This window comes from Blautia parvula, assembly GCF_020215665.1.
Lineage (GTDB): Bacteria > Bacillota > Clostridia > Lachnospirales > Lachnospiraceae > Blautia > Blautia celeris.
On the sequence record NZ_CP084061.1, the window covers coordinates 1,374,345 to 1,388,196 of the forward strand.

The 13,852-nt window shown below is 49.9% G+C and carries 11 protein-coding genes, 1 pseudogene and 2 riboswitches; of the genes and pseudogenes, 2 read left to right on the forward strand and 10 right to left on the reverse strand.

The genetic code is table 11. From position 1 onward, the window contains the following. Positions 1-22: 22 nt before the first annotated feature. From pflA (LC508_RS06545) to LC508_RS06590, 10 genes and pseudogenes are all read right to left on the reverse strand, one after another. The gene (gene pflA, locus LC508_RS06545) at positions 23-790 is read right to left on the reverse strand and encodes a pyruvate formate-lyase-activating protein (protein WP_033140485.1); all 768 of its coding nucleotides are present in this window, start codon (positions 788-790) and stop codon (positions 23-25) included. Beyond that, positions 777-3,029: a formate C-acetyltransferase gene (gene pflB, locus LC508_RS06550; protein ID WP_103730924.1), complete on the reverse strand. Its 2,253-nt coding sequence runs from the start codon at positions 3,027-3,029 to the stop codon at positions 777-779. Before pflB (LC508_RS06550) ends, pflA (LC508_RS06545) begins: the two co-directional genes overlap by 14 nt. 92 nt (positions 3,030-3,121) lie before the next feature. Then, positions 3,122-3,201: riboswitch (ZMP/ZTP riboswitch) on the reverse strand. A gap of 91 nt (positions 3,202-3,292) precedes the next feature. After that, positions 3,293-4,102 (reverse strand): bifunctional hydroxymethylpyrimidine kinase/phosphomethylpyrimidine kinase, encoded by an 810-nt coding sequence (gene thiD, locus LC508_RS06555; protein WP_033140611.1) that lies wholly within the window; start codon positions 4,100-4,102, stop codon positions 3,293-3,295. Further along, entirely contained in the window at positions 4,099-4,749 is a 651-nt protein-coding gene (locus tag LC508_RS06560) for an HAD family hydrolase (protein WP_054351115.1), read from the reverse strand. The genes thiD and LC508_RS06560 overlap by 4 nt, the downstream gene beginning before the upstream one ends. Then, complete coding sequence (thiE, locus tag LC508_RS06565) at positions 4,746-5,405, reverse strand: thiamine phosphate synthase (protein ID WP_033140488.1); 660 nt, start codon at positions 5,403-5,405, stop codon at positions 4,746-4,748. The genes LC508_RS06560 and thiE overlap by 4 nt, the downstream gene beginning before the upstream one ends. Further along, positions 5,392-6,216: a hydroxyethylthiazole kinase gene (gene thiM, locus LC508_RS06570; RefSeq protein WP_054351114.1), complete on the reverse strand. Its 825-nt coding sequence runs from the start codon at positions 6,214-6,216 to the stop codon at positions 5,392-5,394. The genes thiE and thiM overlap by 14 nt, the downstream gene beginning before the upstream one ends. 66 nt (positions 6,217-6,282) lie before the next feature. Further along, positions 6,283-6,390: riboswitch (TPP riboswitch) on the reverse strand. A 55-nt stretch (positions 6,391-6,445) separates the two neighbouring features. Then, on the reverse strand, positions 6,446-7,975 hold the full coding sequence (locus tag LC508_RS06575) for an ATP-binding cassette domain-containing protein (RefSeq protein ID WP_103730929.1): 1,530 nt from the start codon (positions 7,973-7,975) through the stop codon (positions 6,446-6,448). Between the two features lie 285 nt (positions 7,976-8,260). Next, on the reverse strand, positions 8,261-9,562 hold the full coding sequence (locus LC508_RS06580; RefSeq protein WP_334295357.1) for a sensor domain-containing diguanylate cyclase: 1,302 nt from the start codon (positions 9,560-9,562) through the stop codon (positions 8,261-8,263). 81 nt (positions 9,563-9,643) lie between these two features. Continuing rightward, positions 9,644-10,108, reverse strand: a pseudogene (locus LC508_RS28545) (YbaK/EbsC family protein); the annotation flags it as partial. Positions 10,109-10,123: 15 nt separating this feature from the next. Further along, positions 10,124-10,477, reverse strand: coding sequence for an arsenate reductase family protein (locus LC508_RS06590; protein ID WP_033140491.1), 354 nt, complete (start codon positions 10,475-10,477; stop codon positions 10,124-10,126). A gap of 274 nt (positions 10,478-10,751) precedes the next feature. On the opposite strand from LC508_RS06590, the gene pflB (LC508_RS06595) reads away from it, so the two are divergent. Together pflB (LC508_RS06595) and pflA (LC508_RS06600) are read left to right on the forward strand one after the other, a co-directional pair. Further along, positions 10,752-12,977 carry a formate C-acetyltransferase gene (gene pflB / locus LC508_RS06595; protein ID WP_103730926.1) on the forward strand — a complete coding sequence of 742 codons (2,226 nt, stop codon included), beginning with the start codon at positions 10,752-10,754 and terminating at the stop codon, positions 12,975-12,977. A 19-nt stretch (positions 12,978-12,996) separates the two neighbouring features. Further along, positions 12,997-13,764, forward strand: coding sequence for a pyruvate formate-lyase-activating protein (pflA, locus tag LC508_RS06600; protein WP_054351113.1), 768 nt, complete (start codon positions 12,997-12,999; stop codon positions 13,762-13,764). The last annotated feature ends 88 nt before the right edge of the window (positions 13,765-13,852 follow it).

Here is a 13,852-nt window from a genome sequence, read left to right on the forward strand (position 1 = left end):
TGTCTTTCCGCTGCCGCTCTTTTTATGCGTTTTGATAACCTGTATATTCACTTGTATGAAGCAGTCTGTTTGCATTCTCCACCCGCTCTTTTGTGGGCGGTTCGATTCCCTGCAGGGGGTAGGGAATACGCATATCCTGCCATTTGAAAATCCCCAGTGTGTGATACGGCAGTACCTCAAAACGCTGTACATTGCCCAGGCTTTTAACAAACGCGTCCAGCCGTATCAGGTCTTCGTCATAATCGTTCCGCTCCGGCACAAGAACATGGCGAATCCATACAGGCTTCCGGATTTCTGCCAGATATCCGGCCATATCCAGGATATTTTCATTGCTGCATCCTGTCAGGATCTTATGCTTTTTGCTGTCGATCTCTTTTATGTCAAGAAGCAGTAAATCCGTGACTTCCATAAGGCGGTTGAATTTATGGAAAAACGGCTCGTGCCTGGAAAACGGATTCCCGGATGTATCCAGAACCGTATGCACGCCATTCTCCTTTGCCTTGGTAAAAAGCTCCAGCAGGAAATCCATCTGCAGCAGCGGTTCCCCGCCGCTGACAGTGATTCCGCCCTTGTCTCCCCAGTATGCTTTATAGCGCAGTGCCTGCCCTAAAAGCTCATCGGCTGACATCATATCCATGGAACTGGTGCTCCAGGTATCCGGATTGTGGCAGAACTGGCAGCGCATTTTGCACCCCTGCAAAAAGATCACAAACCGGACACCCGGTCCATCCACGGAACCGAAGCTTTCTATGGAATGGATGGAGCCTTTTCTCAAACTAAATGCGCTCATGTGCGGAGCGGGCAATCACATCAAGCTGCTGCTCGCGTGTCAGGTCAATGAATTTCACCGCATAGCCGGATACACGGATGGTAAAGTTGGCGTATTCCTCTTTTTCCGGATGTTCCATGGCATCCACCAGCTTCTCTATGCCAAACACATTTACATTTAAGTGGTGTGCGCCCTGGTCAAAGTATCCGTCCAGTATGTGGACCAGGTTGTTGATCCTCTCCTCCTCGGAATGTCCGATGGCACCCGGATTGATGGTCTGTGTGTTGGAAATTCCGTCAAGTGCCCACTCATACGGGAGCTTGGCAACGGAGTTTAAGGAAGCCAGAAGACCGTTTTTCTCAGCACCGTAGCTTGGATTAGCTCCCGGTGAAAGGGATTCTCCTGCTTTTCTGCCGTCCGGAAGAGCGCCTGTGGCCTTGCCGTAAACCACATTGGATGTGATGGTCAGGATTGAGGTTGTAGGCTCGGAATTGCGGTAGGTGGGGTATTTTTTCAGCTTCTCAAGGAATGTGTGAAGCAGCCAGACTGCAATATCATCCGCCCGGTCATCATCATTTCCGTAGCGCGGAAAGTCTCCTTCTGTCTCGAAATCCACAGCCACGCCTTCCTCATCGCGTATCACCTTCACCTTGGCATACTTTACAGCAGAAAGGGAATCCACCACATGGGAAAATCCTGCGATTCCTGTTGCAAAGGTTCTGCGGACATCGGTATCGATCAGTGCCATCTCCGCTGCTTCATAGTAATACTTGTCATGCATGTACTGGATCAGGTTCAGAGTATTTACATAGAGTCCTGCCAGCCAGTCCATCATGATCTCATATTTACGGATCAGCTCATCATATTCCAGATATTCGGAGGTGATCGGTTTGTATTCCGGTCCAACCTGCACTCTTGACTTCTCATCCAAACCGCCGTTGACAGCGTATAAGAGGCATTTTGCCAGGTTTGCCCGGGCACCGAAGAACTGCATCTCTTTTCCTGTCTGTGTAGCTGATACACAGCAGCAGATGGAGTAATCATCTCCCCATACAGGGCGCATCACATCATCATTCTCATACTGGATGGAACTGGTCTCCACAGAGATATAAGCAGCATATTTCTTGAAGTTTTCAGGCAGCCTGGATGAGTAGAGGACCGTCAGGTTCGGTTCCGGCGCAGGTCCCATATTCTCCAGTGTGTGAAGGATTCTGTAGTCCGTCTTTGTCACCATGGAACGGCCGTCCTGTCCCATACCTGCCACCTCCACGGTAGCCCAGACCGGGTCGCCGGAGAAGAGCTGGTTGTAAGAAGGAACGCGGGCAAATTTAACCATTCTCAGTTTCATGATAAAATGGTCAACCAGTTCCTGTGCCTCTTTCTCTGTCAGCATTCCATTTTCCAGATCCCTCTGAATATAGATATCCAGGAAGGTTCCCACACGGCCCACGCTCATGGCAGCGCCGTTCTGTGTCTTGATGGCTGCCAGATAGCCGAAATACAGCCACTGGACTGCTTCTTTGGCATTCTCGGCCGGTTTGGAGATATCGTATCCATAGCTTTGAGCCATTTTCTTCATATCGGCCAGAGCGCGGTACTGCATGGTGATTTCCTCTCTCTGACGGATGATCTCATCTGTCATGATACCGCAGCCGCAGTTATCGTAATCTTCTTTTTTCTTTTCCATCAGGAAATCAATACCGTAAAGTGCCACTCTTCTGTAGTCACCTACAATACGGCCACGGCCGTAGGTATCCGGAAGTCCTGTGATAATCTTGTTATGACGGGCTTTTTTCATCTCCGGTGTGTACGCATCGAAAACACCCTGATTATGCGTTTTGTGATATTCTGTAAAGATTTTATGAAGTTCCGGAGCCGGTGTGTAGCCATTGGATGTGCAGGAATCTTCCGCCATTTTGATACCACCGTAAGGCATAAATGCCCTTTTCAGCGGTTTGTCGGTCTGCAGCCCCACTACCTTTTCCAGGTCTTTTAATTCTTCACTGATATAGCCCGGCCCATGGGAAGTCAGTGAGGATACGATTTCCGTATCCATATCCAGAACGCCGCCTTTTGCACGCTCCTCTTTCTGCAGTTTTGAAAGTGCAGACCAGAGTTTTTCCGTAGCTTCTGTGGGTCCTTCCAGGAAGTCCTGGTTTCCTTCATACGGCGCGTAGTTGTGCTGGATAAAGTCACGTGTGTTGACTTCTTCCTTCCAGATTCTACCTTTAAATCCATCCCATTGTTTGAAGTTATTCATCTTTGCAAGTCCTCCTTCTAAGACAATAATTGTGTCGGAAACTGTACTGTAATGTGACCGGACTCATTAAAAAAAGCCGGTCCTATCCAGACAGCTTCTGCCCAGACGGTCGGCTAAATCAACGTTATACTCCCTGTGGTTCATTCCACTTCCGCCAGTCATATAACACTTGTAGTATAAAGCATTTTTTTAAGAATTGTCAATAAAAGGAATAGAACTTTTATGTTCTTTTTAGTATACATTGCTGCAGAAAAGATTACTTATTACCGGAATGGATAGCCATTTGCAAAAGGCGGTAATCTGTACATGTGGTTCAAAGGACCGCTGCCCGCACCCAGATCAAGTCCATCCTGCAGCGCACCGGTCAGATAATTTTTTGCGTTCTTAATTGCTCTTTCCAGGGCGTATCCAGCGGCAAGATTGCAGGCAATAGCCGAGGAAAGTGTACATCCTGTTCCGTGTGTATTTGGATTTTCTATCCTCTTTGAAGAGAACCAGATGTATTTTCCTTTCTCATACAGCAGGTCATCAGCTCCATCTGCCAGATGTCCGCCTTTTAAAAGGACAGCGCCGGAACCGTAACACGCTATTTTTTCTGCTGCCCGCTCCATCTCACACGGTGTACTGACAGAAAATCCGCAGAGTGCCTCCGCCTCCATAAGATTTGGTGTCACCACTGCTGCCAGAGGAAAAAGCTCTTCTTTCAGAGCTTCCTGCGCATCTTTGGACATGAGTCTGCTGCCGCTTGTGGAAATCATGACCGGGTCTAAAACTACATCCTGTACCTGGTATGTTCTCAGCTTTTCTGCAATCACACGGATAATCTTTTCATTGGGTATCATACCGATTTTTACTGCATCCGGACGAATATCCGTAAAAACACAGTCCATCTGTTTTGCCACAAACTCCGCATCTGTTTCCCGGATGCCGTATACGCCTGTTGTATTCTGTGCCGTGAGAGCTGTGATCACACTCATGGCGTACATTTTGTGAACGGTTATTGTCTTAATATCCGCCTGTATCCCGGCTCCTCCGCTGCAGTCCGAACCGGCGATCGTCAATACCTTTTTCATCTGTTTTTTCCCCATTCTTCCCAGCTTTCAAGATAAATATCTGCCAGTTTCAACAGTTTTTCTCTGTCCTTTTCCGAATAAAAATCGCGTATAACTGCCACTGTAAACCCGGATTTTTTTGCTGTCTCTGCGGCAAAATATGCATCTTCAAACACCAGAGTTTCTTCTTTTTTTGTACCTAAAATCCCCATCGCCAGCTCATAAATGCGCGGATTTCTTTTGCCTGCTCCGGCCTCTGTACAGGTGAGAAGGCCGGTAAAATATCCATCAATCCCATTATTTTTAAGAGCTGCCTCGATCAGAGGTCTGTCCGTAGATGTGGCAATGCACATTCTGACATTACGGCTCTTTAAATCCTCCAGTACCTGCAGAACGCCCGGTTTTATCCGAATCACTTTTTCATAACAGTCATATATCATCCTGTTGAATTCGTCAATGATCTCATCGCGTTCCAGGCGGATCCCGTAACTGCTGCGGAAATACTCTGCGGATTCCTCCATGGTCATGGTCTCCAGCTGCTCCTTCGTATCCTCCCCGGGTCTGATTCCTTTCCGCCTCAGATAGATTTCCCCTGCCCGGTCCCACAGCCCCATAGAGTCGAACAGCGTACCGTCCGCATCGAAGACAGCCCCTTTTATTTCTCTCATTTTTCTGTCATCTCCTTCGCCAGAGCCAGCAGCTCCTCACAGGCTTTTCTGATATCCGGCTGTCCGTAGATACCGGATATGACAGACACTCCGGCGGCACCGCTTCCGGCAAGCTGCATCAGATTCTCTTTCTTGATCCCTCCGATAGCCACAACGGGAATGGATACAGCCCGGCAGATTTCCTGCAGTGTTTCCCGGGATATCACATCTGCATCCTCTTTTGTAGAGGTAGAAAATACCGCGCCGACTCCCAGATAATCCGCGCCCATTTTTTCAGCCTGCAAAGCCTGCTCCACGGTTCTTGCAGAGACGCCTATGATCTTGTCAGGGCCCAGTTTTTTCCTGGCGCTTCCCGCCTCCATATCGCTTTGTCCCACATGTACCCCGTCCGCGTCCACAGCCAGCGCAATACCCACATTGTCATTGATAATAAAGGGCACGCGGTAGCTGGCCGCCAGCGCCTTCATGTCCTTTGCCTCGCGCAGGAACTCATCATCCGGCATATCCTTTTCCCTGAGCTGCAGAAGCGTGATACCTCCGTCCAGGGACGCCTTAACCTGTTCGTAAAGTGTCATTTCCCCCACCCAGGACCGGTCCGTAATGGCATACAAAAGCAGGGCACGCCTCACCAACTCTCTCTTCTCAACGCAATTCATATTTTGCTCCTCTCTCCAGCTCCCGGCCGGTCAGTTTATATACTTCATCGATCAGGTGATTCCTGCAGCCTGCGTTGCCGCTGTTCTCCTCTGCCATTTTCTCATATGCCTTCTCCCCGCACAGGCCCATGGTGATGACAGCAGCAGCCACGGCCTCCAGCTTTCTGTCAGGATTAGCAGCCAGATAGGCTGCGGTGAGGGAGCTTAACATACATCCGCAGCCAGTGATCTTTGCCATGACGGGATGCCCGTTTCTGATTATGTATGTGTTTTTTGTATCTGTCACAATATCCACTGCGCCGCTTATGGCGATCACAGCTCCTGTCCTTCCTGAAAAGTCTCTGGCCAGCGCTATGGTCTTTTCCAGATTCTCCTCTGTCACAGCATCCGCTGCGTCGGCATCCACACCTTTGGAGCTGTTTCTGCCTCCGGAAATGGTCTTGATCTCAGATATATTTCCCCGGATGGCAGTAAATGGAATCTCTCTGAGCAGCTCTTCTGCTGTCTCCCGGCGGTATGTGGATGCGCCGGCTCCCACAGGGTCAAGCACAATGGGGCGGCCAAAACCCGCAGCACTTTTTCCGGCCAGAAGCATGGCTTTTACAGAGCGCGGATGGAGAGTTCCCATATTGATATTTAAGCCGTCGCAGAGACGCCCCATCTCCTCTGCTTCCTCCTCCCCGTCCGACATCGTCGGGGAAGCGCCGCAGGCCAATGTAATATTGGCGCAGTCATTTGCAGTTACATAATTGGTGATGTTCTGAATCAGAGGCGATCTTTCTCTGACATTTTCCAGTATTTCTCCCAGCATTTCTGTTCTCCTCTCTGCATCCTGACAGGGCCGCCGAACACAAAAAGGGAGACGCCAACACGTCTCCCGGAATCGTCCTTCTCTCCCTACGCTGGCATTACCCATATCAGGTTAAAGGGTCGAAGTTGATTACTTCCTCTCAGCCTGCCGCTACAGGCTCCCCTGATGAATTAACTGACTATAAGAATACCACACCTGCCTGTATCTGTCAAATACTCCCTGTCTATCCTCATTTCTTCTCCAGCCCTCTGTCTGTGAGTTCATAGATGGTATCGCACACCTCCTCCATATATTTCCTGTCATGGGAGATACTGATGACTGCCCCCTCAAAATCAGCCAGCAGTTTTCGGATGACCGGCCCGGAGAGCGGTGAAAAGTTTCTGGTCGGCTCATCCAGAAGGAGCACATTGCTGCCGTCCAGACTCATTTTCAGAAAGAACAGCTTTGCCTTCTGTCCGCCGGAAAGCTGGGAGATGCAGTGGTCCATCTCATCCGCCGTGTATTTCATACTGCCCAGATAGGTGCGTATCCTGCTGATTTCTTCTTTGTCACCCGTCTTCTCAAGAAATTCCGGCGGAGTCCTGCTTTCGTCCATTTTTTCCTCATAGTTCTGCGGCATATAAGCGGCCCGGATATCGGTACGCCCCTCCATGGTTGCAGCAATTTTTTTAAGAAGTGTTGTCTTTCCCGTACCGTTTGCCCCGGTAATGCAGATTTTTTCCGGTCCTTTTACAGTCAGATGAATCTGTGTTGAGAGCAGCCTGTCTCCAACCGCGAGTCTGTCGAGAGAATACTCCAGCACTGTCTTACCGTTTGGAATGGAGGTGCCCTTTTGAAAACGGATAAAAATAGCATCCTCTGTCTCGGGTATCTCCGTCCTATCCTCCGCCTCCCTCTGATACCGGCGTTCCATGGCTTTTACCGCACGCATTTTCTTTTTCAAAAGCTTGCCTCCGTGAGGATTCTGCCGGCTGATATTTCTCTGGTCACTCTCCACTTTCTGCTGGATCCTGCGGAACCGTTCCTCCTGTTTTTCAGCTTCCTCCCGCTCTTTTCTTGCGATGCGTTCCTGATTGGTGAGCCCTCTTGCCCTGTTTTCCATATACGTTTTGTAGTCCATCTTTGCCACCGTGTACCTGGGCTTTGTCTTTCTGTTGATCTGCTCCAGATGAATGATGACATTGGCTGTGCGCTCGATCAATGTCTCATCATGGGAGATATAGAGGATGGGAATATGACTGCTGTTCATAAACTGTTCCATCCACTCCAAAGTCCTGATATCAATGTCATTGGACGGCTCATCCAGCAGAAGGATATGGGGATTTCCCATGAGGATTCCCGCCATCTGCAGCTTGATTTTCTCTCCGCCGGAGAGCTCTCCCATCTTCTGCTGGGAATAGTAAATATCCGCCGGTATTCCAAGCTCCCTGCTTATCTTTGACAGCTCTTTGGGGGACATATTATAAAAGTCTGATTCTTCCGTGAAAAACTCCCAGATGCTTTTCTCCCGGTTCCGCTCTTCCAGCTCCTGGGGCAGATACCCTGCCTTTATGTGGTTTTTGACAATCTCCCCTGTATACTCTGCGTAGGAGTCCACCAGAGCCGGGTCATAAATAAGCTTTAAAAGGGTGGATTTTCCGTTTCCCTCCTCACCGATCATGACTGCCCTGTCCCCCTTGTTCAGTACAAAAGAAAAATCCTCCACCAGGGTTCTCATATCTTTTTTATGTGTAACAGTCAGATTCTTAATCTGCAGCATTATGCATACCTTCTTTCCTGATATAAAAAGAGCCTGCTTCTCCACCGGAAAAACAGACTCTTAAATACGCGCACCCATATCGGGTTCGCTGAAGATATCATCATAGGGATACCATTCTCCAGTCAGTCTACTCTCCGGCAACGAAAACAGACCTGCTGTGCAGGTAATGCTCTGTCTTCCATGCTCCGAATCATAAACTACTGAATCATCCTATCCCTCTTTTCTTTTTCATTCTTTAAGCAGAATACTCTGCAGATTTCATTCTATATTATGCAGTACGCCCTGTCAAGTGTCATTTTCACTGTATACCCTGAAGGAGCGTTTTCCTGCCCGCTTTGCCTCATACAAGGCCTCATCGGCACGCCGGTACATCTCCTCATAGGAAAGCTTACTGCCGGTCTGGTAAGATACACCTGCGGACAGAGTCACATTGTACTGCTCCACGCTCTCGTCCTGCAGCGTGTATGTGACAAGCTGCTGCAGCCGTTTCAGACAGACGCCCTTATCCCTGACATCCTCCAAAAATACCATAAATTCATCTCCGCCGATACGGGCACAGATATCATTTTTCCGGAAAGTGGACTGCAGGGCACAGGCTACCTGCAGAAGAATGTTGTCGCCAAAGGGATGCCCGTAGGTGTCATTAAGCATTTTAAATCCGTCCACATCCAGCATGATCATCATACAGGAGGTGGTCTGTTCCATACTTTTCAGCCGCCGTTTGATAAGCCGCTCCCCTGACCTGCGGTTGTAAATACCGGTCAGACAGTCCTTTTCCGCTCCCTGTCGGTAGTAGATCTCCCGCATGGTCTGCTCATGGGTGTCCAGCATTCTGCCGATTTTTCTGTCAAAGCCGCCGTCCTTCCCCTTAAAATGTGCGATCTGGCATCTGGTCCACAGGTTATTGCCTTCCCCGTCCACCATGACCACATCCTGCTCTTCCTTGTCAAAGCTCTGTTCCTCCATGGGATAACTGTGCACAAAGAGCTTCACCTCTCCCTTTTTCTCACAGTTTTCACACATAAAAGGAATGAAATCCTTCTTCCTGGGCGGTCTTCCGAAGCGCTGCTCAAAGCAGCCATAGACATCAATGGTACAGTCTTTGCAGTGTATGTCAAAATCCACATCATTTGCCAGCGTGGTGAGTACCCTCTGCAGATGATCCCTGCGGTTCACCAGCTTCCGCAGCCTGATTTTTTCTGTAGCGTCCACGAGAAAGACGTAAAAGTAATACTTTCCGTTCTCTTCCTCCACCAGGCGTCCGTAGTCCTCCACCCACAAAACCGTTCCGTCCTGGCAGCAGATTCTGTATTCCACATAATCGTATGTGTCTGACGCGATCTGCGCCATGATCTCGCTCTCCACCCGTTCCAGATCCCCGGGATGCACCATTCCCCGGAAGGAACCGCCTGTAAGCGCCTGGAAAGCCTCCATATCCCTGCACCGGAAAAGTTTTAATACGTTCTCATTGACATAGGTGATCTTCTCGTCGCCATCAGCCTCATAGATAAAAAAGCCCCCCGGCATACGGGACAGATACTTTTTTGACGGTTCCGGCACTGACGGCGTATCTGGCACAGATGGCATTTCCGGCACTGACGGCGTTTCTGACTCAGACGGCTTTTCCGGCACAAACGGCTTTTCCGGCACAAACGGCTTTTCCGGCTGCCATCCCCGGCATACATCGATCCATTCCCGGCTGCCGGCGTATTTTTCCAACTCGCCCGGTGTCAGCTCTATGGCGCTGCTGGCACTTCCGCAGGCCGGAAATACTGTCTTAAATCTCTTCAGGGAAATATCTAAAAACACCTGTACATCAGCCGGAATCCCGAAGGGGCATACTCCGCCCACTGCATGTCCTGTCCTTGTTTCCACCTCATCGGGAGAAAGCATTTTGGCCTTTGTATGAAAATAATCCTTGAACTTTTTGTTGTCCACCCTGGCGTCCCCTGCCATCACCACAAGGACCGTCCTGCCGTCAACCAAAAAGGACAGGGTTTTGGCAATGCGTTCCGGTTCGCATCCGGCAGCCTTTGCCGCCAGCTCCACGGTAGCTGAGGACTGGGAAAATTCCATGATCCGCTCCTCCATGCCAAAACCTCTGAAATACTCCTTTACTTTTTCAATTGCCATTTCCGCACCTCTTTTTTACAGACCGAGCTTTTCCATCCACTCTTTTTCCTTAAACCCCGTGACAACAAAAGATTCTCCCACCAGCACCGGACGCTTCACCAGCATACCATCCGTGGCAAGCAGGTCAAGCTGCTGCTCTTCGCTCATTTCCGGCAGCTTATCTTTCAGTTTCAGCTCCTTGTATTTCATACCGCTGGTATTAAAAAAACGTTTCAGGGGCAGACCGCTTGCGTGATACCAGGTCTCCAGCTCCTCCCTGGTGGGATTCTCTTCTATAATATGGCGGTCCTCAAACTCTATCCCCTTCTCTATAAGCCATTTCTTTGCCTTCTGGCAGGTGCTGCATTTTGGATACTCTATAAATAACATATGTGTAATGCCTCCTTTTTATGGTTCTAGTTTATCATTATACTTTCACGCTTTCAACTACAAAAAACCTTCTTTGCCTTCTCTCTTTGTATTTTATTCAATACTTTTTTAATCCAGATTGACAACAGACTATTGGCTGTGCTATTTATATAGCATAGGTTACATTTTGTATACAATATACAATTTGGAAATATCTGGTAACCTTTTTCTTCGAGGCTGCTGCACATAATTTTGTCAGCTTTGATTCATGATTACAGCAGGAGGTAAATACTTTATGAGAACAGAATGGAAAAGCTTTACAGGCGGTGCCTGGGAAAAAGAGATCAATGTGCGGGATTTTATCCAGCAGAATTATACACCATATAAGGGAGACGGAAAGTTCCTTAAAGAGGCCACAGAGGACACCAAAGACCTGTGGCAGCAGGTTCTTGCCCTTATGAAAGAGGAGCGGGAAAAGGGCGGGGTTCTGGATATGGACACCAAAACCGTCTCCACTATCACTTCCCATGGCCCCGGATACCTGGATAAAGACAAGGAAAAGATCGTGGGCCTGCAGACAGACAAGCCGCTGAAACGCTCCATGCAGCCATACGGCGGTATCCGTATGGCAGTCAAAGCCTGCGAGGACAATGGCTACCATGTGGACCCTGAGGTTGTGGAGTATTTCACCACTCACAGAAAGACGCACAATGCCGGTGTGTTTGACGCCTACACCCCTGAAATGCGCGCCTGCCGTTCCAATCATATTATCACCGGACTACCGGATGCCTACGGCAGAGGGCGTATCATCGGCGACTACAGAAGGGCTGCCCTCTACGGTGTGGACCGCCTGATCGAGGAGAAAGAGGAAGAAAAAGCCACCACACGCAGCATTATGTATTCCGATGTTATCCGTGAGCGCGAAGAACTCTCCGAACAGATCCGCGCGCTGAAAATGTTAAAGGAACTGGCCCGCATTTACGGCTGCGACATCTCCAAACCCGCTGAGAATATTCTGGAGGCCACACAGGCACTTTACTTTGCCTACCTGGCAGCCGTGAAGGAACAGAACGGGGCAGCCATGAGCCTTGGCCGCACTTCCACGTTCCTGGATATCTACGCAGAGAGGGATTTAAGAGAAGGGACCTTCACGGAATCCCAGATTCAGGAGATCATTGACCAGTTTATCATGAAGCTCCGCCTTGTCTGCTTTGCCCGCACCCCTGACTATAACCAGATCTTCGCGGGAGACCCTACCTGGGTGACAGAATCCATCGGCGGCATGGGACTGGACGGCCGTCCTCTGGTGACAAAAATGTCCTTCCGTTACCTTCATACCCTGGACAACCTGGGTGCTGCTCCGGAACCGAACCTGACTGTTTTGTGGTCCTCCGGGCTTCCGGAAAGCTTCAAGGAATACTGCGCCGAAATCTCCATCCGCCACTCTGCCATCCAGTATGAAAATGATGATATCATGCGCCCGGTACACGGGGATGACTACGGCATTGCCTGCTGTGTATCCTCCATGCGCATCGGCAAAGAGATGCAGTTCTTCGGTGCCCGTGCCAACCTGGCAAAATGTCTGCTCTATGCCATCAACGGCGGTGTAGATGAGGTTTCCGGACAGCAGGTAGGCCCAAAATTCCGCCCTGTCACATCTGAATATCTGGATTATGACGAGGTGATGGAAAAATACAGAGACATGATGAAATGGCTGGCAGGTGTCTATGTGAACGCTCTGAACATCATCCATTACATGCATGACAAATACAGCTATGAACGCCTGCAGATGGCGCTCCATGACAAGGAAGTACGCCGCTGGTTCGCCACCGGAATCGCCGGATTTTCCGTTGTGGCGGACTCTCTCTCCGCCATTAAGTATGCCAGAGTAAAGCCGGTCCGCAACGAACAGGGAATCGCTGTTGATTTTGAGATCGAAGGAGATTTCCCCAAATACGGAAACGATGATGACCGGGCAGATGAGATCGCCCAGGAGGTGCTTCATACCTTTATGCAGTATATCAAAGGCAACCATACGTACCGCGGAGGTGTCCCCACCACATCCATCCTGACGATCACCTCCAATGTGTCCTACGGCAAAAACACCGGCTCCACCCCGGACGGCAGAAAAGCCGGAGAAGCCTTCGCCCCGGGTGCCAATCCCATGCACGGACGTGATACCAACGGCGCGGTCGCATCCATGGCCACGGTTGCCAAAATGCCGTTCATGGATGCCCAGGACGGTATCTCCAATACCTTCTCCATCGTACCGGATGCCCTGGGCAAAAACGGAAATGCAGAGAAAAATCTGGTGGCACTTTTGGATGGATATGCGGCAAAAGGCGGGCATCACCTGAACGTAAATGTATTCAACAGGGACACACTTCTGGACGCACAGAAACACCCGGAAAAGTATCCGCAGCTCACCATCCGTGTATCCGGTTATGCTGTAAACTTTATCAAGCTGACCAAAGAACAGCAGGATGAAGTGATCTCCAGAACCTTCCATCAGAATATATAAAGGAAAGGCAGGTGTCCACATGAAAGGATATATCCACTCTCTGGAAAGCTTCGGAACCGTGGACGGCCCGGGAGTCCGCTATGTGGTATTTTTCCAGGGCTGTCCCATGCGCTGTCTGTACTGCCACAATCCTGATACCTGGAACCCCGGGGAGGGCCGGCTCATGGACACAGAGGAGATCATAGCCTCCGTGAACCGGAACCGTGCCTTCTATTCCACGGGCGGTCTTACCGCCACAGGGGGAGAGCCGCTTCTGCAGCTTTCCTTCCTGACAGAGCTGTTTGAAAAGGCAAAGGCACAGGGTATCCACACCTGCCTGGACACCTCCGATGTTACCTTCCGGGGCGGCAGTTCAAAGTACCTTGGGAAGTTAGACCGGCTCCTAAAGTCCACGGATCTGGTCATGCTGGACATTAAACATATCCACGATGAAACCCACAAAAACCTGACTGGGCATTCCAACAAAGATATCCTTCAGTTCGCCGGATATCTGGACGCGCACCGGATTCCCCTCTGGGTCCGCCATGTGGCGGTTCCCGGCATTACCTGTGACCGGGAATCCCTCCGTTCCCTTGGAAAATTTCTCGGTACCCTTAAGAATCTGAAGGCCGTGGAGGTTCTTCCTTATCACTCCATGGGGAAAATCAAGTACGAGAATCTGGGACTTAAATATCCTATGGGCGATACAGAAGAGGCAACAAAAGAGGATGCCAAAAAAGCATACGAAATCATTCTGGACGGAATGGAGAGCGTGACCCATACCAGGTTCGTCTCCCATTTCACCTGACACTTTGACCCGCCGGATTTTCCTTCTCCGGCGGGTTTTTTGCCGCTTTCTCTGCCGACACCTCTCGACTTTTTCTGCAGATTGTATT

What these genes read in the sequence shown, in the direction of transcription:
- thiD (WP_033140611.1), bottom strand. Translation starts at nt 4,102, where the DNA reads ATGAAAAAGGTATTGACGATCGCCGGTTCGGACTGCAGCGGAGGAGCC.
- pflB (WP_103730924.1), bottom strand. Translation starts at nt 3,029, where the DNA reads ATGAATAACTTCAAACAATGGGATGGATTTAAAGGTAGAATCTGGAAG.
- pflA (WP_033140485.1), bottom strand. Translation starts at nt 790, where the DNA reads ATGAGCGCATTTAGTTTGAGAAAAGGCTCCATCCATTCCATAGAAAGC.
- pflA (WP_054351113.1), top strand. Translation starts at nt 12,997, where the DNA reads ATGAAAGGATATATCCACTCTCTGGAAAGCTTCGGAACCGTGGACGGC.
- LC508_RS06575 (WP_103730929.1), bottom strand. Translation starts at nt 7,975, where the DNA reads ATGCTGCAGATTAAGAATCTGACTGTTACACATAAAAAAGATATGAGA.
- LC508_RS06580 (WP_334295357.1), bottom strand. Translation starts at nt 9,562, where the DNA reads ATGCCATCTGTGCCAGATACGCCGTCAGTGCCGGAACCGTCAAAAAAG.
- LC508_RS06590 (WP_033140491.1), bottom strand. Translation starts at nt 10,477, where the DNA reads ATGTTATTTATAGAGTATCCAAAATGCAGCACCTGCCAGAAGGCAAAG.
- pflB (WP_103730926.1), top strand. Translation starts at nt 10,752, where the DNA reads ATGAGAACAGAATGGAAAAGCTTTACAGGCGGTGCCTGGGAAAAAGAG.
- LC508_RS06560 (WP_054351115.1), bottom strand. Translation starts at nt 4,749, where the DNA reads ATGAGAGAAATAAAAGGGGCTGTCTTCGATGCGGACGGTACGCTGTTC.
- thiM (WP_054351114.1), bottom strand. Translation starts at nt 6,216, where the DNA reads ATGCTGGGAGAAATACTGGAAAATGTCAGAGAAAGATCGCCTCTGATT.
- thiE (WP_033140488.1), bottom strand. Translation starts at nt 5,405, where the DNA reads ATGAATTGCGTTGAGAAGAGAGAGTTGGTGAGGCGTGCCCTGCTTTTG.